This is a genomic window from Pseudomonas sp. CFBP13508 (assembly GCF_005233515.1).
GTDB lineage: Bacteria > Pseudomonadota > Gammaproteobacteria > Pseudomonadales > Pseudomonadaceae > Aquipseudomonas > Aquipseudomonas mercuritolerans.
The window spans coordinates 75,180-93,329 of record NZ_QFZZ01000010.1 but is presented as its reverse complement, the minus strand read 5'-3'; the positions used below and the strand labels follow the sequence as shown (position 1 = coordinate 93,329).

Annotated in this window: 13 protein-coding genes; 12 read left to right on the top strand and 1 reads right to left on the bottom strand. The window is 62.0% G+C overall.

Annotated features, from left to right (window positions below; translation table 11 throughout):
- Window positions 1-131: 131 nt before the first annotated feature.
- From cbiE to PspCFBP13508_RS23940, 9 genes are all read left to right on the top strand, one after another.
- The gene (gene cbiE / locus PspCFBP13508_RS23980; RefSeq protein WP_137215878.1) at window positions 132-1,343 is read left to right on the top strand and encodes a precorrin-6y C5,15-methyltransferase (decarboxylating) subunit CbiE; all 1,212 of its coding nucleotides are present in this window, start codon (window positions 132-134) and stop codon (window positions 1,341-1,343) included.
- On the top strand, window positions 1,336-2,433 hold the full coding sequence (locus PspCFBP13508_RS23975) for a cobalt-precorrin-5B (C(1))-methyltransferase (RefSeq protein ID WP_137215877.1): 1,098 nt from the start codon (window positions 1,336-1,338) through the stop codon (window positions 2,431-2,433). The genes cbiE and PspCFBP13508_RS23975 overlap by 8 nt, the downstream gene beginning before the upstream one ends.
- Window positions 2,430-3,146, top strand: a complete 717-nt coding sequence (locus PspCFBP13508_RS23970; RefSeq protein WP_137215876.1) for a cobalt-precorrin-6A reductase — start codon at window positions 2,430-2,432, stop codon at window positions 3,144-3,146. The genes PspCFBP13508_RS23975 and PspCFBP13508_RS23970 overlap by 4 nt, the downstream gene beginning before the upstream one ends.
- Before the next feature lie 246 nt (window positions 3,147-3,392).
- A complete protein-coding gene (locus PspCFBP13508_RS23965) occupies window positions 3,393-3,704 on the top strand; it encodes a hypothetical protein (RefSeq protein WP_133337093.1) in 312 nt (103 codons plus the stop codon).
- Window positions 3,705-3,752: 48 nt separating this feature from the next.
- On the top strand, window positions 3,753-4,151 hold the full coding sequence (locus tag PspCFBP13508_RS23960) for a DUF2946 domain-containing protein (RefSeq protein ID WP_137215875.1): 399 nt from the start codon (window positions 3,753-3,755) through the stop codon (window positions 4,149-4,151).
- 48 nt (window positions 4,152-4,199) lie between these two features.
- A complete protein-coding gene (locus tag PspCFBP13508_RS23955; protein WP_137215874.1) occupies window positions 4,200-4,679 on the top strand; it encodes a copper chaperone PCu(A)C in 480 nt (159 codons plus the stop codon).
- 21 nt (window positions 4,680-4,700) lie between these two features.
- A complete protein-coding gene (locus tag PspCFBP13508_RS23950; RefSeq protein ID WP_137215873.1) occupies window positions 4,701-5,147 on the top strand; it encodes a DUF2946 domain-containing protein in 447 nt (148 codons plus the stop codon).
- An 84-nt stretch (window positions 5,148-5,231) separates the two neighbouring features.
- Complete coding sequence (locus tag PspCFBP13508_RS23945) at window positions 5,232-7,352, top strand: TonB-dependent copper receptor (protein ID WP_137215872.1); 2,121 nt, start codon at window positions 5,232-5,234, stop codon at window positions 7,350-7,352.
- 126 nt (window positions 7,353-7,478) lie between these two features.
- Complete coding sequence (locus PspCFBP13508_RS23940; protein WP_137215871.1) at window positions 7,479-8,849, top strand: PepSY domain-containing protein; 1,371 nt, start codon at window positions 7,479-7,481, stop codon at window positions 8,847-8,849.
- 62 nt (window positions 8,850-8,911) lie between these two features.
- On the opposite strand, the gene PspCFBP13508_RS23935 is transcribed toward PspCFBP13508_RS23940, so the two are convergent.
- Entirely contained in the window at window positions 8,912-13,768 is a 4,857-nt protein-coding gene (locus tag PspCFBP13508_RS23935; protein ID WP_137215870.1) for a DUF4329 domain-containing protein, read from the bottom strand.
- Window positions 13,769-14,062: 294 nt separating this feature from the next.
- Between PspCFBP13508_RS23935 and urtA the strand changes: the two genes are divergently transcribed.
- The 3 genes from urtA to urtC all read left to right on the top strand — a co-directional run bounded on the left by urtA (window position 14,063) and on the right by urtC (window position 18,147).
- Complete coding sequence (gene urtA / locus PspCFBP13508_RS23930) at window positions 14,063-15,328, top strand: urea ABC transporter substrate-binding protein (protein WP_016771886.1); 1,266 nt, start codon at window positions 14,063-14,065, stop codon at window positions 15,326-15,328.
- Between the two features lie 237 nt (window positions 15,329-15,565).
- Window positions 15,566-17,068, top strand: a complete 1,503-nt coding sequence (gene urtB, locus PspCFBP13508_RS23925; RefSeq protein ID WP_130912242.1) for an urea ABC transporter permease subunit UrtB — start codon at window positions 15,566-15,568, stop codon at window positions 17,066-17,068.
- Window positions 17,068-18,147 (top strand): urea ABC transporter permease subunit UrtC, encoded by a 1,080-nt coding sequence (gene urtC, locus PspCFBP13508_RS23920; protein WP_137215869.1) that lies wholly within the window; start codon window positions 17,068-17,070, stop codon window positions 18,145-18,147. The genes urtB and urtC overlap by 1 nt, the downstream gene beginning before the upstream one ends.
- The last annotated feature ends 3 nt before the right edge of the window (window positions 18,148-18,150 follow it).

Here is an 18,150-nt window from a genome sequence, read left to right as displayed (position 1 = left end):
GGGCGTTCGTTCAAGGGGCTGACCGGTTGCGTGGCAGAGGCGCTTCGCGGGCGAAGGCGCGGTATTATGCCTGCTTTGTCCGGCGGCATGAAAAGTCTGCCCGTCGGAACGCCACGTTTTGAGGAATATAGATGTCACCCTGGCTGACGATCGTGGGAATCGGTGAAGACGGCTTCAAGGGCCTGGGCAAGAATGCCCGGCGTGCTCTGCTGGGCGCTTCGCGGATCGTCGGCGGCCAGCGTCAGCTGGATCTGCTGCCGCCGTGCATTGGCGGCGAGCGGCAATTGTGGCCGGGTCCGTTTTCCCTCGCGCCGGTGCTCGAGTCGCGTGGCGAGCCGGTCTGCGTGCTGGCCAGCGGTGATCCGATGTTCTACGGCGTCGGTGCCAGTCTGGCGCGGCAGGTGCCGAGCAACGAGATGTCGATCATTCCCGCCCCTTCGTCCTGCGCATTGGCGGCGGCGCGCCTGGGCTGGCCGTTGCAGGAGGTGACGGTTGTGTCGCTGGTGGCGCGTCCGCTGGCGGCGCTCAATGCGCATCTGTTCAGCGGCGTGCGTCTGTTGTTGCTGAGCAATGACGGCAGCAGCCCGGCCGCCATTGCGCAATTGCTGCGCGAGCGTGGTTTCGGCCCAAGTCGCATGACAGTTCTGGAGCATCTGGGCGGTGCCGCCGAGCGGCGTATCGACCGCTGCGCCAGTGAATGGGACGATGCGGCGGTCGCCGACCTCAACGTCGTCGCTGTCGAGTGCCTGGCCGACCCCGGTGTTGCCGGCCTGTCGCGTCTCGCCGGTTTGCCCGATTCGGCGTTCCGCCACGACGGTCAGTTGACCAAGCGCGACGTACGCGCCATCACCCTTGCCCGCCTGGCGCCGAGGCCCGGCGAACTGCTCTGGGATGTCGGCGCTGGCAGCGGTTCGATCGGCATCGAGTGGATGCGTGCGCACCCAAGCTGTCGGACCATGGCGGTCGAGGCCGACGAGGGCCGTCAACAACTGATCGAACACAACCGCGATGCGCTGGGCGTACCCGGCCTGCAACTGATTCGCGGCAAGGCGCCGCAAGCGCTCGATGGCCTTGAACGTCCCGACGCTGTTTTCATCGGCGGCGGCGTCACCCGTGAGGGCGTATTCGAAACCTGCTGGGATCAGCTCAAGCCCGGCGGCCGTCTGGTGGCCAACGCCGTGACCCTGCAAAGCGAAGTCACCCTGATGCATTGGCGCGAACAGTACGGCGGTGAGCTGACGCGCATCCATGTCGCCCAGGCGCAACCGCTCGGCGAGTTCGATACTTGGCGTCAGGCATTGCCGATCACCCTGCTGGAATTGGTCAAACCCCTCGATGCGTGACGAAACCGCCGAACAACCCGCGCCCCTGCGCAGCGGCCTCACCACCGGCAGCTGCGCCACCGCCACCAGCCTCGCCGCCGCGCGCCTGTTGCTCACCGGCATCGCTGCCGACGCGGTGCACATCACTTTGCCCAAGGGCAAACAGGTGCAGATGCGCCTGGAGTTCTGTCGCCTGAGCGAGGGCGGCGCCGAAGCCGGGACGATCAAGGATGCCGGCGATGACCCTGACGTCACCCACGGTGCACTGCTTTATTCACAGGTGCGACTGTCCGCCGAACCGGGGATTCGCTTCAACGCCGGAGTCGGCGTCGGCACGGTGACCCGACCCGGTCTGGTATTGGCCGTCGGCGAGCCGGCGATCAATCCGGTGCCGCGCAAAATGATCAGCGATCACTTGACCTTGCTCGCCGCCGAAACCGGCTACGGCGCCGGCTTCGAGGTCACAGTCAATGTCGAGGGCGGCGCAGAACTGGCGCTGAAAACCATGAATCCGCGGTTGGGCATTCTTGGCGGCCTGTCGATCCTCGGCACCAGCGGCATCGTCCGGCCGTTTTCCTGCGCCGCTTACATCGCCTCGATCCATCAGGGCATCGACGTGGCGAAAACCAACGGCTATCTGCACATCGCCGCCTGCACCGGCAACGCCAGCGAAGACACCATGCGCCGGGTCTACGACCTGCCGGAAATTGCCCTGATCGAGATGGGTGACTTTGTCGGCGCGGTGCTCAAGCATCTGCGCAAAGTACCTGTGGATAAACTCAGCCTGTGCGGCGGCTTCGGCAAGATCAGCAAACTCGCCGCCGGGCATATGGATCTGCATTCGCGGCATTCGAGCATCGATTTGCCGCAGCTGGCCGAGTGGGCGGCGGCAATTGGCGCGGATTCGGCGTTGCAGCAAGGCATTCGCGAAGCCAATACCAGCCAACAAGCCTTGGCCTTGGCCAGTGCGGCGGGCATTGCTTTGGGGGATGAGGTTTGTCGCCATGCGCTGAATTTCGCTCGCAGCGTAGTGCCGGCGCAGGTCCAGGTCGAGGTGTTTGCCATTGATCGTCAGGGCGGGATAGTCGGACATGCCAGAGGTTTTGTATGAAGCGGATCTTGCTGCTCGGCGGCGTGACTGAAGCGCTGGCGATTGCCCGCACGCTCGGCCCGCAACATATCTACAGCCTCGCCGGCGTTGGCCGGGTGCCGAGCGATTTGCGCTGCCAGATTCGGGTCGGCGGCTATGGCGGCGCTGAGGGTCTGGCGCAGTTCATAGCCGATGAAGGCGTCGATCTGCTGCTCGACGCTACACACCCGTACGCCGCACAAATCAGCGCCAACGCCGCCCGCGCGGCACAGCTCGCCGGCATCCCCTGCTGGGCCTTGCGCCGCCCCGCCTGGCAACCGCAAGCGGGCGATGACTGGCGTGAGGTGGCTGACTGGGCCGAACTGATCACAGCGCTGGAACCGTTCCACCGCCCGCTGTTCACCCTCGGCCGCGAACCGCTGCAACACCTCGACGAAATCCCCGCCCACCAGTTCTGGACCCTGCGCGCCCTCGACGTTTATCCCGGCAACCCGCGCTGCGAAGTGATCGGCGCACGCGGCCCGTTTTTGCTGGAAGACGAGCGAGCGCTGTTCGAGCGCCGGCAGATCGATGTATTGATCAGCAAGAACAGCGGCAGCAGCGCCACCGAGCCGAAGCTTGAAGTGGCACGTGAGCGGGGAGTGCCGGTGCTGGTGTTGAAGCGACCGGGGTTGCCGGGGGTTGATCAGGAGTTTGAATCAGTCGCTGAAGTCCTCGCTGCCCTTTCCCACTGAATCGGCACGGCCCTTTGTGGGAGCGAGCCTGCTCGCGAAGACGTCAGCACCAGTAGCCTTCCATTGTCTGACACAGCGCTTTCGCGAGCAGGCTCGCTCCCACATGACTCCGGCTCGGCGGAATTTATGTCTCGATTCCTACAACCCGGCCAGACACCACCCACATCAATTCAGAACAACACCGACTTTCAGCGTTCAGGCACACCACCTACCCTTCGGCCTTTGAACCCAAAGGCGTGATATTCAATGTCCGAGAAATTTCTTCGTTTTGATGTTCGGGACTATCTGAAAACTCCTGCCGATCTTGGCCAGTACATCGAAGGATGTGCACTGGAAGATTCGGGCGATGGGCAACTTAACCGAGCAGCAGGTCGAGACGTTATGCAGACCATACGAGCACGAATAGAGACCGATGCGGATTTCGCCCAGGCATTGCGAATCGAAGCCGCTACACTCATTCACAACGGCGAAATCGAAACGGGGCGCAGACTGTTACAACTGTTGCAGCAAGCACTGCGACACCAAACCGCACGACGCTTTTTTACTTATCGGCCCTGATCAGGCTAAATGGGCCGCGCCTGATCGCCCACCCAACGGACCTGTCCCATGAACCGACGCCGGTTAGCATTTGCCTGGATCGCCTGCCTTGCAGTGCTGTTCAACATGCTCGCCATGCCGCTGAGCGGGGCGATGGCGCAGGCGGCCAGTTCACCGGCCGAGCAGATACTCTGGAGCAGTTTCTGCACCGGCAGCGGCATGAAGATGGTGGCGATCGACATCGGTGCCACGGATCAGAAGGCCCCGCAGAACGACAGCCATTCGAACATGCAGCATTGCTGGTGTTGCTCAGGTGGGGCGCCAATGCTGGCGCTGCCGGGGCATTCGCCGCAGCTGTATTTCGCGCAATTTGAAAGCAACCGCAGCGTTGCGCCCGCCTCCCTGCAAGCCCCGACGCCGCGCCAGCAATGGCCGAGTCTCAATCCCCGTGCTTCCCCTCTGGTCTGATTTGTTCGCGCCAAAAATCCGCGTTTCAAATCGTTCTGGAGAACTGCCATGTTGAAGAAACTCTTCGTCCTCGCTGCGCTGTTGTTGCCGGCGTGCTTCGCCCATGCCCATGAATACAAGGCGGGTGCGCTGGAAATCGCCCACCCGTGGTCGCAGGAACTGCCGCCCAATGCGCCGACCGTCGCCGCCTATTTCATTATCCACAACACCGGCAAAAGCGCCGATCGCCTGCTCGCCGTCGATTCGCCGATTGCCGCCGAAGCGCAGCTACACGAGCACGTGATGCAGGGCGATCTGATGAAGATGCAGCAAGTACCGAGCGTGGAAATCCCCGCCGGCGGCACCGTGACCTTCGCGCCGATGGCTTACCACGTAATGTTGCTCAACCCGACTGATCGCAGCCTGCTCAGCGACGGCAAGCGCTTTGCGATGACTCTGCACTTCGAGAAAGCCGGAGATGTCACCGTCGATGTCGCCGTGCAGAAAAAACCGCCGGAATCCGCCCAGGGCCACGTTCACGCTCAGTAACCGACCCGGCTGACTTCGCCCATGCGCCCGTTGCGCGTCAGGCCCGTCCCGCATCACCGTCAGACTCAAGCGCTGACGCGTGGCAGCTGGATCGCCCTGTTCGCCATGTTGATGATTTTCATCGGTCCACTGATTTCTCAGTCGATGCCGATGGATCAACACGCCTCGACATCGATGCCAATGAGCATGGACATGTCGATGGACATGCCCGGCATGGATCACAGCGGCCATGCAGCCCAGCCTGCGGCCGAGCATTGCCCGCCGCAATCTTCGCATCACGTGCTGTGGGAAAAATGCGGCTATTGCAGCCTGCTGTTCAATTGCCCGGCACTGACCGGCGCCGGCGATTTCGTCACTTTCAACATCCCGCCGCCCGACACCTTTACCCCATCCTCCCCGCGTCTGGGCCATGCCCGCCAACCCTTCTTCCCCGGCGCCCGCACCCGCGCCCCGCCCATCGCCACGTAAACACGCACCTCTGACTGCACACGGTTGAGAAGACAGCTTCACGCTGCCGGCCGTGGTGTTTACGACTGTTCGATGGAAATTGTCATGTCCAGGTTTACTGCTGTCCCCTTCGCGGAATCTGCCCGCGCGCACTTTGCCCTGAATGAATCGCGGATTCGTTGCAGGCACGCTATTGCCGTCCTTTGCGGCGTACTGCTGACACCGCTGGCGCTGGCCGACGATCACGCCGGCCATCAAAACGAACTGAGCCCGACGGTGATCACTGCCATCGCCCCAAGCTCGCCACTGACGATCGTCACCAACCCCAAGGATCCGCGCCAACCGGTGCCGGCCAGTGACGGTGGCGATTATCTGAAGACCATTCCCGGCTTCGCTCTGGTGCGCAATGGCGGCACCAACGGCGATCCGGTGCTGCGCGGCATGTTCGGCTCGCGCCTGAATATCCTCACTAACGGCAGCATGATGCTCGGCGCTTGCCCTGGCCGGATGGACGCGCCGACTTCGTACATCTCGCCGGAAACCTACGACAAGCTCACGGTGATCAAAGGCCCGCAGACGGTCCTCTGGGGGCCGGGCGCATCGGCCGGTACGGTGCTGTTCGACCGTGAGCCGGAGAACTTCGGCGAACTCGGTACTCGCGTCAACGCCAGCATCCTGGCTGGCTCCCACGGCCGTTTCGACAAGGTCATCGATGCCGCTGCCGGCGGCCCTCAGGGTTACCTGCGGGTGATCGGCAACACCGCGCATTCCGACGATTACCGCGATGGCAACAACGACATCGTCGCCTCGCGTTACGACAAGTGGAACGGCGATGTCGCACTGGGCTGGACGCCGGATGCCGACACCCTGATCGAACTCACCGCCGGCAAGGGCGACGGCGAGGCGCGGTATGCCGGGCGCGGCATGGACGGCTCGCAGTTCCTGCGCGAAAGCCTCGGCCTGCGTTTCGAGAAATCCAACATCAGCGAGGTGCTGGAAAAACTCGAGGCGCAGGTCTACTACAACTACGCCGACCATGTGATGGACAACTACACCCTGCGCACGCCGTCCGGCACCGGCATGATGTCCGGGCCCATGGCGTCCAACGTTGATCGGCGCACCCTCGGTGCACGGATCAAAGCAACCTGGCGCTGGGCTGATGTTCAGCTGATCACCGGTCTCGACGCACAGACCAACGAGCACCGTCAGCGCAGTGCAATGGGCGTCGATACCTACAAGCAGCTGCCGTACAGCAAGGACGCCGATTTCCACAATTACGGCGTGTTCAGCGAAATGACCTGGTACGCCGCCGAGCGTGATCGCTTGATCACTGGCGCCCGTGTCGACCGTGCTTCGGCGAAGGATTACCGGCAGACCACCGGTTCGGGAATGATGAGCCGCGCCAACCCGACCGCCGACGACACCCGCGCCGACACCCTGCCCAGCGGCTTCATCCGTTACGAGCACGACCTCGCCAACAGCCCGACCACGCTCTATGCAGGCCTCGGCCACGCGCAACGCTTCCCGGATTACTGGGAGTTGTTTTCGCCCAAGTCCGGCCCGGCAGGATCGGTCAATGCGTTCGACTCGATCAAACCGGAAAAGACCACGCAGTTCGACTTTGGCGTGAACTACAAGAGCGCCGACCTCGAAGCCTGGGCCTCGGGTTACATCGGTGCGGTACGCGATTACATCCTGTTCGACTACACGCCGGGAATGATGGGCATGAGCACTTCGCGCGCCGAGAACATCGATGCGCGGATCATGGGTGGCGAACTCGGTGCTGCCTACAACCTCACCGACAACTGGAAAGCCGATGCGACCCTGGCCTACGCCTGGGGCAAGAACAGCAGTGACGGCTCGGCACTGCCGCAGATGCCGCCGCCGGACGCGCGTTTCGGCCTGACCTACAGCCAAGACAACTGGAGCGCCGGCGCACTCTGGCGAGTGGTCGCCGCGCAGCACCGCATCGACGCGAACAAGGGCAACGTGGTCGGCAAGGACTACGACCAGAGCTCGGGCTTCGGCGTGTTCTCGCTCAACGGCGCGTACCGCATCAACCAGCACTGGAAGGTCAGCAGCGGCGTCGACAACCTGTTCGGAAAAGCCTACGCCGAACACTTGAATCTGGCTGGCAACGCCGGGTTCGGTTACCCGGCCAATGACCCACAGGCAATTAATGAACCGGGGCGCACGCTCTGGACCAAAGTGGATATGAGTTTCTGACAAGAAAAGTCAAAAGATCGCAGGCTGCGCCAGCTCCTACATGGGATCGCGTACGACCTGTAGGAGCTGCCGAAGGCTGCGATCTTTTGATCTTAAAAAAATGATTCGCCCAGCGGAGCACACGTGATGCAAAAGCCTCAACCCAATTTCTACAACCTGGCCTGGCGCTGGCATTTTTATGCCGGGCTGTTCGTCGCGCCGTTCATGGTGATGCTGGCCCTGACCGGGATCATTTATCTGTTCAAACCGCAGCTCGATTCGCTGATGTACAGCAGCCTGCTCGAAGTACCGGCCGGGCACCACACCGTGCCGGCCGATGACCTGCTGCAACGGGTGAAAGCTGCCTATCCGCAGGGCCAGGTCACTCAGTACCTGCCGCCGGTGAACGCCCAGCGCAGCGCGCAATTCGTGGTGAAAAACGCAGGTCACGAACTCAACGTATTCGTCGATCCGTATCACGGTGACATCCTCGGCGAGCAGGATGCCAAGCAGAATCTGCAAGCCATCGCCCGCGCGATCCACGGCGAGTTGATGATCGGCACGGTCGGCGATCGGCTGATCGAAATGGCCGCTGGCTGGGGCGTGGTGCTGGTGGTGTCGGGGCTGTTTCTGTGGTGGCCGCGCGGTCAGGCAGCAGGCATTCTGTGGCCGCGCCTGAGCAGCCGCGGTCGGCTGTTGTGGCGCGATCTGCATGCGGTCACCGGGTTCTGGGGCGCTACATTGCTGCTGGTGATGTTGCTCAGCGGCATGACCTGGACCGGTTTCTGGGGCAAACAATATGCGGCGGTATGGAACGTGTTCCCGGCCGCGATGTGGAACAACGTGCCGACCTCCGACGTTGAAGCGCGCAGCCTCAACAGCGCCACGCGCCAGACCGTGCCATGGGCGATGGAGAACACACCGATGCCGATGTCCGGCGACCACGCCGAACACATGAATCACGGCAATGCCCATGCCGGCCCCGCTGCACCCGAAGTCAGCCTGCAGGATGTGCAGAACATCGCCAGCGAACGCAAGGTCGAACCCGGCTACAGCATCACCCTGCCGACCACCGCCACCGGCGTGTTCACCATCGCCGTATTCGCCGATGACCCGCGCAACGACGCCACCCTGCATATCGATCAGTACACCGGCAAGGTCCTCGCCGATGTGCGCTTCGAGCACTACGGCACCGTTGCTCGCGCTACCGAAATCGGCGTGATGCTGCACGAAGGCAAGATGTTCGGCACCTTCAACCAGATTGTCGTGCTGCTGATCTGCCTGATGATTCTGCTCAGCGCCGTCAGTGGCGTGGTGATCTGGTGGAAGCGTCGGCCTGAAGGCAAATTCGGTGTGCCGCCGCTGCGCCATGATCTGCCGAAGTGGAAAACCGGCGTGGCGATCATGCTGGTGCTGGCGGTGGTGTTTCCGCTGGTGGGGGCTTCGCTGGTGGTGGTCTGGTTGCTTGATCGCCTGCTGCTGTCGCGTGTTGGCCGGAGTGCGCGGGCCTCGACTTGAGCGATGCGCCATGAGGAGCGGCCGCCAATAGCGGCACGCTCCCCGGAGCCAGCCGCGGCGAATTACAACTCGTCGCGGATGCGCACCGTGCCTGGCGACGATGGCTGCTTGCGCTGCACCTTCCAGGCACGTCCCATGCGCCCGGTCTGAGCCCAGTAGTAACCGGCGACCAACACCCGGAACTCGCCCAGCGCCATAAGCCGGGAAACGAATTCGCCCGGACTCAGGTGGCTGGTCCATCGGCCGTTCTCGAAAAACACCGACCGGGTCAACAGCAGATCACGCTCGGCAGCCGAATAGGAAGGCGTGTATTTGAGCAGGACATTGTGCGGCGTCGAATAGAAATAATGCCGAATATCGAAGCCCCTGTTTTTCAGGTCGTGGGAATGGGCGTATACGAGCTCTGGCGTCGCGAAATTGGCTCTGATTCCCTCTGCGTCCGGCACCAGAGTGGTGTTGCCTGAAAGGTGCATCTGATGAGCGGCGATCGGATGGTAACCATCGGGATAACGCGGCGCCGGGTGCTGCCAACTCACCGAAGAGTCCGTCGACTTCCGGAATATCCGCGCCAGCGGGCTCGGATCCTGCGCGGACCAGGCGATGGGTTCGAGCGGTACAAATTGACTGGCGACCGCTGGCGCCAGAATTGCACTCTCGTAACCGACATCGAGAATGGCCTCGGCCGCTCGCTGCTGTGCATAGCGTGCAGCGTCGTCGGGGTGATGGAAAACCGGGCCGAGTGCCGGGACGGGATTTTCTCGCCAGCGCTGCTCAGCGCTGACATCGGCCTGGCGCGGCTGCCAACTGTCATCCACCAGGCCATGTCTGGACCAGTACTCACTGCTCTGGATCACCTCGAGCCGGCCCGCAGCTGCCATTCGGCGGATATATGCAGGAAAGTCGAACGAGCCTTTGGCGATGTCTCGCTCATCGTTGGCGGCTTGTACCGCAGAGACAAATGCATTGGGGCGCAGCTCGATCTGCCCGCGGCGGTCGTAGAACTCGCCCGGCTCGAAGGCATGCAGTTGCAGTTTCAACAACGCCCCGTCGGCGCATGAGAAGTAGATCGGCCGATAACCCTGTGGGGTATTGGCTCGAACGCAGACTGACAGAACATCATTGGGCAGCAGAAAGACCTCGCGCACGTCGCCGGATCGCGCGCCCAGTGGCGGTAGCGGTGCCCGCAGATAAATCGCGTCGAGCGCAAAGCCCGAAATCAGCTCACCGTTTTCGAACACGCGATCAAGGGCCAGCGCCGAGCCCTGAACTTCGACCGGCAAGGTGGCGAGGCATACGCCTTGCTGGTTGCGCAAAAGATAGCCGAAAGTCTGGGTATCCCTGCTGACGGACGCGTCATGAACATATTGGGCGGCAGCGTCTGCCTGCACGAACAGTGCACTGCAGAGCGGCTTGCTCAAGGCCTTGTCATACTCTCTGGCCGGCAACAGATCTTCGGAAAAAGGTGCCCACACCGATACCTGTCGCGGCAACCCCCAGATCTCGCTGCCCTTGATCACTTGCAGATGCCCGCCCTTGGCCAGGGCATTGATCCATTCAACGGGCTGCAGATGTCTGCTGCGCAAGCCCTGCTTGATCGCTTTCGCATCGACGGCCGCGAACCGGTCGCCCTGGCCAAGCAACTGCGAAAACAGTTCGGCCTGCGGCTGATACCTGAGCACTGAACCGTCCGGAGCAAAGAGAAATTCAAGCAAGGACGCCGGTTTGTAAGCAACCAGCGAGCCGTCTGCCGTAACCCGATATTCCTCCCTCACCCCGCGTTTGTTGAAGGCCGACTCCAGCACATCGACGGTAAACATGTTCAGGTAGATCTGTTTCTGGACGCGCGACAGCACCAGCGAGGCCTCTCGGACGGCGCGCGACCGATAGCGCGCCACGATGTGGCAACCGAGCGGAAAAAATCCATAGGTCCGGCTTTCCTCAGGGCAGATTTCGAAAAGGTCGAAATCTTCACGGCTGACTTCAATCGGCGCAGTCGCCACGAAGCGCTTGTCGGCCGTCTCCAGGATTACCCCGCCAAACACCCGGTCGCTCACTGCAGCGAGCAGGGTTGCAGCATGCATGGCAGCATCGTCAGCCGTCAGAAAAACCGGCCCCAGCCAGCGCCGCTGCAGGTGTGCGTATGGCTGCCAGGTCACCCCGACGAGCCCCGTTCGGTCCCAGCACAAGCCAGCATGCATCACCGAGAGTTCGCCACTGTTGGCCACCTCGTGGACGAAATCGCTAGGCACCAAGTGTCCGGACGCCAGATCGCTCTTGATCGTGTCGAGCGTGCTCTGCGACGTGGCGTCATAAAAGAGTTTGCTGGACGGGCTTCTCGCATATTTCAACAGCGCACCGTCGCACGTTGCGATATAGAGGGCTACCGGAAGCTGCGACGCCACAACCGGACGCCGACGTCCGTAATACATCGAGGTGGTGAGATTGTCCGGCGAGATGAAGTAATGGTTGAGCCAGTCATCCGGCGTTTTCCTCGGGTCATCTGAACGACGGTGCGAATACCAGCTGGCGTACAGATCGAAGCCCTCGGGAAACTGATACCACGGCTCCGATCTTCGCGCGGCAAACAGGCTGTTGAGTTGAAACAGACTGCTCTGCCCATCGCTGACGGGAATCAGCTCCGTGGCAATGTACTCTTCATTTTGCCGGTGTTTGAGGATGAACCCGAAGCAGGCGTTGACCTGCTCTTGCCAATGCCTGGCGCGTTCATGCTGACTCTGTGCCACCTCGTCGGCTGAAGCGAACACCGCACCGTAGGCCACCGTTTCCGGTCGGCGCCACGGCAACGGCAATGGCAGCATCAACTGAGGCGCGGCGATCGCTGGCGGGGTCAGCCCAGGCAATACCGGCGTTGGAAGCACAGGGTAGTCCGGGGAAAACGGATGAATCACCGGCCAGACCGGCGCGTCGGGCGCGGGCGGCGCTTCACGCACCGACCAGGTCGAGGCGATCCGGCCGCGATAGCCCCACAATGGGTTATCGACCAGGCTGGTCAGCCGACCGGCCGCCGCTTGCTCACGGATAAAATCCTGCGGCCGCTTGCTGCCATTGCCCAGTTCCGTGGCGAGGGCACCGGGATGCCGGCTGGTTCCCAGACGCCTGCCCAGTTCCGCAGCGGGCGCTGAAGCGTCGGCCTCAAAGCGCAGCAGACTGTCCGCAGCGGCCGATACATACAGGACAATCTCATCAAGCAGCACCCGCCGGACTTCCTCGACACTGAGCATCTGCAGACTGAGCACGGCTTCGTGCGGGGTCCATTGCAGATAATCGACCTCCACCGGTTCCAGTTGCGACACGGCAACATGGGACACATAGCGCGCGTGCAGGCGATGATCATCCGGAAAAATGGCCCGTCCTTGGTTGTCGTGGGGATAAAGCCGCCCCTGGCCGAGCACATCGATATCGCCTGGCAGCGGTTCGGTGACCACGAAGCGTTGATTGCTGCATTGGAAAATGTAGCCCGCAAATTGCCGGTCGCGGCGATTGCCGACCGCTTGATGGGCATAACGCGCGGCATCATCGGACGTCAGAAATTCCCGGCTCAACACTGGCCAGGTGAAATCCGGATACGGCGTCCATTGCAGATCCAGCACCCCGAGGCGAGACCACAAGGCACTGCCGCGTAGCACTTGCAGCCTGCCGGCGATGATCAGCATCGACACGAATTCGCGTGGTCGAAGTGTTCCGCTCGACAGTCTCGCCTCGATGCCGCCATCGCTGACGGTTCCGTCGGGATGCTCCTGACTGAAGGCCGCTTCGACCTGACTGCCGCTGAAGGTGTACTTCAACATGGCGGTGTCCCTTGCCTGCATGTACAGTGAAAGAGGCTTGCCCGGCGCCGCCAGAGGTAATGCGCGGCGCCGACGGGCGATCGCCAGCGCCACGTCCTGCGGCGCAAAAAAGTTCTCTGCCAGCCATTGCTCGGTCGCGGGCGCTCGCGCCGGATCGGGCCGCGATGCGAAGTAAAAACCTTCGAGCACGTAGCCTCGCGGCAATCGCAACTGACCATCGCCAGCTTCGGGAAAAACCTTTGCAGGATCCCAGGATGTCGCTTGTGCAGCGCGCGCGTGGGTCGCTACATACTCCTCGCTCGTGCTTTTCTTCAGCAGCAATCCCGACCTCTGTGCGCCACGGGATTTCAATGCGGCCAGTACGGCGCGTTCAGGATTGACGCAGACCCGGGTCATCAACGGCATTTCGGTGATTGTCCCGGTCGAAAAAGGCGTGCCGGCCTTCCAGTCCGCAGGTACCCGCCCCACCGAGTGCCCCCAATCGGCATTCGACACAATGACCTTGAGCTCGCCGACCGTCGCCAGTTTGTTGATCAGCCCCATCACATCGTTGATCGCTGGAGGCCGACCGGACGGCGCGCCGGACTGATGCCAGAGGACGTATGCGCGCTCCTCCGGGGAGCCGCTCGACACATATTTGAGCAGGCTGCCGTCAGGGCCGGAAAGATAGGCGCTACGGAAAAAATCCCGCGCTGACACATCACCCAGAAAGTCGCCTGCAGAATAGAAACTGATGAACAACCTGAGCAGCATTTCATCCTGACGCGGATTGCCATTGCGGAACTCGTCATGCAGTGGCGGATGGCTGTGTACGCTGGCGATGCATCGGTAGCCCAAGGGATGGCGCAGCTCGCCGAGCACCCCGCTTTCGAGAATGGAGCCAAATTCGAAACTTGTGGCTTCGCCCGCGATGGGTGAGGTCGCCAGGAACTTGCCGTCGGGACGTCGCAGAATCACGCTGCCGTATTCTTTGTCCGGGTTGAGCGGGATCCGTGTATGCACCCAATAGGCGGCGTCTTCTTCGCTCAGGAACGCCGGGCCAAGGGGGGGCAATTTGAATTTTTTCGGAGAACTTGCGGCGCGACCGGAACGCCCAGACACATCATTCATAAAAACCTGCGCAGAAAATCGGGATGAGCAGACGAGTGTGTGTCGCAGCTGCCGTGAGGCTGCGGTACATGTTTATCGTTTCTGTAACGGCGCCGCTTGCGCGCCCCAATCTGGCGCACCTCTGCGCACCATCGCCCATAGCGCGTGCCCTCATGGTGCAAGTCTTGAGAGCGCAAACGCTCTGGCACGACATTTTCTTGCCTGAACGCGACCGGGCACAGCCTTTGCAAAACACACCTTCAGTCGTCCGCATCTGCCAACCAGAAAAAATCGAATGTTCATGGAGATCGCACAATGAAGCGTCGCAGTTTGATCAAGGCTTTCACACTCACGGCATCCATTGCCGCGATGGGCATGACCTGGACTGTCCAGGCCGCCGAGACCATCAAGGTCGGGATTCTGCATTCGTTGTCCGGGACCATGGCGATCTCCGAAACGTCGCTCAAGGACATGGCGCTTATGACCATCGACGAGATCAACGCCAAGGGCGGCGTGAACGGCAAGATGCTCGAGCCGGTGGTGGTCGACCCTGCTTCCAACTGGCCGCTGTTCGCCGAAAAGGGCCGACAGTTGCTGACCCAGGACAAGGTCGCGGTGGTGTTCGGCTGCTGGACCTCGGTATCGCGCAAATCGGTACTGCCGGTGTTCGAAGAGCTCAATGGCCTGCTGTTCTACCCGGTGCAGTACGAAGGCGAAGAAATGTCGCCGAACGTGTTCTACACCGGCGCCGCGCCGAACCAGCAAGCGATCCCCGCCGTTGAATACCTGATGAGCGAAGAAGGCGGCAGCGCCAAGCGCTACTTTTTGCTCGGCACCGACTACGTCTACCCGCGCACCACCAACAAGATCCTGCGCGCGTTCCTGCACTCCAAAGGCGTGGCCGACAAGGACATCGAAGAGGTCTACACGCCGTTCGGTCACAGCGATTACCAGACCATCGTTGCCAACATCAAAAAATTCTCCGCCGGTGGCAAGACTGCCGTGATCTCGACCGTCAACGGCGACTCCAACGTGCCGTTCTATAAAGAGCTGGCCAACCAGGGCCTGAAAGCCACCGACGTGCCCGTGGTGGCTTTCTCGGTCGGCGAAGAAGAACTGCGCGGCATCGACACCAAACCGCTGGTGGGCAACCTCGCGGCGTGGAACTACTTCGAGTCGGTGGAAAATCCTGCGAACAAGAAATTCGTCGCGGACTGGAAAGCCTACGCGAAGAAACACAACCTGCCGGGCGCCGATAAAGCCGTGACCAACGACCCGATGGAGGCCACCTACGTCGGCATCCACATGTGGGCGCAGGCGGTCGAGAAAGCCAAATCCACTGACGTCGACAAGGTTCGCGAAGCACTGGCCGGGCAGACCTTTGCTGCGCCGTCCGGTTACACGTTGACCATGGACAAGACCAATCACCACCTGCACAAGCCCGTGATGATCGGCGAAATCCAGAGCGACGGGCAGTTCAACGTCGTGTGGCAGACCGAAGGCCCGATCCGCGCGCAACCATGGAGCCCGTACATTCAGGGCAACGACAAGAAGCCGGATTATGCGGTGAAGAGCAACTGAGTCACCGGATGTCAGTCTCGCGCCTGGCGTGAGGCTGATGCAATTCCCTGTGGGAGCGAGCCTTTGTGGTGAGGGGATTTATCCCCGATGGGTTGCGAAGCAGCCCCAAAGCCATCGGTCGCGGTGTATCAGATTGATCGCGTCGACCGATATCACGACTGCTTCGCAGCCGAACGGGGATAAATCCCCTCGCCACAAAGGCTCGCTCCCACAATGTCCGCGTCAAGGCGACTGACTATGCCCACTGCCCTTTTCCGATTCATCTGTGCCATCGCACTGTTGCTGCCACTCCTGGCCCACGCCGGCGATGCCGAAGACTTCGTCGCGGCCAATCCGATGCAACAGGCCAAACTGCTGGAAGCCTGGGCCGCGCAGCCCGATCCGGCCCGTATCGAATTGCTCAACGCCCTGCAACAAGGCGAACTGACGATCGACGGCCAAGCGAAAACCCTGCGCCTGAACAATCGCCTGCGGGGTCTGATCGACACCGCGATGGCCAGCCATCAATTGCTCGCCGCTGACAGCAAAATCCGTCTAAGCGCCGCACAGCAATTGCAGAAAAGCGCGAAACCCGCGCAGCTGAAATTTCTCGACCAGCAGCTCGCTGGGGAAAAAGACCAAAGCGTGCATGCCGCCCTGAGCCTGGCGCTGGCCAATCTGCAATTGGTCGACAGCGACCCGGCGGTGCGCCTTGCAGCGGTGCGGTTGCTCGGTGAAACCGGCGACCCACTGGCCCGTACACGCCTCGAAGGTTTGCTCGAACCCGGAGTGGAAAGCGATGCCGGCGTGCGCACCGCCGCCGAAACCAGCCTCGCTCAGGTCAAGCGCAAATTGCTGATCGGCGAAGTCCTCGGCCAGGCGTTCAGCGGCATGTCGCTGGGCTCGATTCTGCTGCTCGCCGCCCTCGGTCTGGCGATCACCTTCGGCCTGCTCGGGGTGATCAACATGGCCCACGGCGAGATGCTGATGCTCGGCGCCTACTCGACCTACGTGGTGCAGTTGATGTTCCAGCGCTACGCACCGCAGGCCATCGAGTTTTATCCGTTGATCGCGCTGCCGGTGGCGTTTTTCGTTACCGCCGCCATCGGCATGGCGCTGGAGCGCACGGTCATCCGCCACCTTTACGGTCGACCACTGGAAACGCTGCTCGCGACCTGGGGCATCAGCCTGATGCTGATCCAACTGGTACGTCTGGTATTCGGTGCGCAGAACGTTGAAGTGGCCAACCCGGCATGGCTGTCCGGCGGCATCCAAGTGCTGCCCAATCTGGTGCTGCCGTACAACCGCATCGTCATCATCGCTTTCGCATTGTTCGTGGTGGTGCTGACCTGGCTGCTGCTGAACAAGACCCGCCTCGGCCTCAACGTGCGTGCCGTCACCCAGAACCGCAACATGGCCGCCTGCTGCGGCGTGCCCACCGGGCGCGTCGACATGCTCGCCTTCGGTCTCGGCTCGGGCATCGCCGGATTGGGCGGTGTGGCGCTGAGCCAGATCGGCAACGTCGGTCCCGACCTTGGCCAGAGCTACATCATCGACTCGTTCCTGGTGGTGGTGCTCGGCGGCGTCGGCCAACTGGCCGGCAGCGTGCTCGCGGCGTTTGGCCTGGGCATCGCCAACAAGATTCTCGAACCGCAGATCGGTGCGGTGCTCGGCAAGATCCTGATCCTCGCGCTGATCATTCTGTTCATTCAGAAACGTCCGCAAGGCCTCTTCGCACTGAAAGGACGGGTGATCGACTGATGAACCAGCCTCTGTTAGTCACGGCCACACAAAAGGCCGGGCCGAAAGTCACGCTCGCGGTCGGCGGGGTGATCCTCGCGCTGCTGATCGTTCTGCCGCTGCTGTCACTGCTCGCGCCGGACAATGCAATGCACGTCTCGGCCTACACGCTGACCCTGGTCGGCAAAATCCTCTGCTACGCCATCGTTGCTCTGGCGCTGGATCTGGTCTGGGGCTATGCCGGCCTGCTGTCGCTGGGCCACGGTCTGTTCTTCGCCCTCGGCGGTTACGCGATGGGCATGTACCTGATGCGGCAGGCGGCCGGCGATGGCTTGCCGGCGTTCATGACTTTCCTGTCGTGGAGCGAGTTGCCGTGGTACTGGACCGGCACCAGCAGCTTTATCTGGGCCATGTGTCTGGTGGTGCTGGCGCCGGGTCTGCTGGCGCTGGTGTTCGGCTTTTTCGCCTTCCGTTCGCGGATCAAGGGCGTGTATTTCTCGATCATGACCCAGGCCCTGACCTTCGCCGGCATGCTTCTGTTTTTCCGCAACGAGACCGGTTTCGGTGGCAACAACGGCTTCACCAATTTCCGCACCATTCTCGGCTTCGGCATTACCGAACCGGGGACCCGCGCGGTGCTGTTTCTGGCCACGGTGTTGTTGCTGGTGGCGAGCCTGTTCATCGGCTGGCGCCTGGCGCAGAGCAAGTTCGGCCGGGTGCTGACGGCGTTGCGCGATGCGGAAAACCGTTTGATGTTCTGCGGCTACGACCCGCGTGGTTTCAAGCTGTTCGTCTGGGTGCTGAGTGCGGTGCTGTGCGGTCTCGCCGGAGCGCTGTACGTGCCGCAGGTCGGCATCATCAACCCCAGCGAAATGTCGCCGACCAACTCGATCGAAGCGGCGGTGTGGGTCGCCCTCGGCGGGCGCGGCACGCTGATCGGGCCGCTGCTCGGCGCCGGCGTGGTCAACGGCATGAAGAGCTGGTTCACCGTGGCCTTCCCGGAATACTGGCTGTTCTTCCTCGGCGCGCTGTTCATCGTCGTGACGTTGTACCTGCCCAAAGGCGTGATCGGTCTGCTGAAGAAACGAGGTGAACAATGAGAG

Excerpts from the sequence above, each read along its gene's own strand:
- PspCFBP13508_RS23950 (WP_137215873.1), top strand. The coding sequence starts at position 4,701 with ATGCGCCCGTTGCGCGTCAGGCCCGTCCCGCATCACCGTCAGACTCAA.
- PspCFBP13508_RS23955 (WP_137215874.1), top strand. The coding sequence starts at position 4,200 with ATGTTGAAGAAACTCTTCGTCCTCGCTGCGCTGTTGTTGCCGGCGTGC.
- urtB (WP_130912242.1), top strand. The coding sequence starts at position 15,566 with ATGCCCACTGCCCTTTTCCGATTCATCTGTGCCATCGCACTGTTGCTG.
- PspCFBP13508_RS23960 (WP_137215875.1), top strand. The coding sequence starts at position 3,753 with ATGAACCGACGCCGGTTAGCATTTGCCTGGATCGCCTGCCTTGCAGTG.
- PspCFBP13508_RS23945 (WP_137215872.1), top strand. The coding sequence starts at position 5,232 with ATGTCCAGGTTTACTGCTGTCCCCTTCGCGGAATCTGCCCGCGCGCAC.
- urtA (WP_016771886.1), top strand. The coding sequence starts at position 14,063 with ATGAAGCGTCGCAGTTTGATCAAGGCTTTCACACTCACGGCATCCATT.
- PspCFBP13508_RS23970 (WP_137215876.1), top strand. The coding sequence starts at position 2,430 with ATGAAGCGGATCTTGCTGCTCGGCGGCGTGACTGAAGCGCTGGCGATT.
- urtC (WP_137215869.1), top strand. The coding sequence starts at position 17,068 with ATGAACCAGCCTCTGTTAGTCACGGCCACACAAAAGGCCGGGCCGAAA.
- cbiE (WP_137215878.1), top strand. The coding sequence starts at position 132 with ATGTCACCCTGGCTGACGATCGTGGGAATCGGTGAAGACGGCTTCAAG.
- PspCFBP13508_RS23940 (WP_137215871.1), top strand. The coding sequence starts at position 7,479 with ATGCAAAAGCCTCAACCCAATTTCTACAACCTGGCCTGGCGCTGGCAT.
- PspCFBP13508_RS23965 (WP_133337093.1), top strand. The coding sequence starts at position 3,393 with ATGTCCGAGAAATTTCTTCGTTTTGATGTTCGGGACTATCTGAAAACT.
- PspCFBP13508_RS23935 (WP_137215870.1), bottom strand. The coding sequence starts at position 13,768 with ATGAATGATGTGTCTGGGCGTTCCGGTCGCGCCGCAAGTTCTCCGAAA.
- PspCFBP13508_RS23975 (WP_137215877.1), top strand. The coding sequence starts at position 1,336 with ATGCGTGACGAAACCGCCGAACAACCCGCGCCCCTGCGCAGCGGCCTC.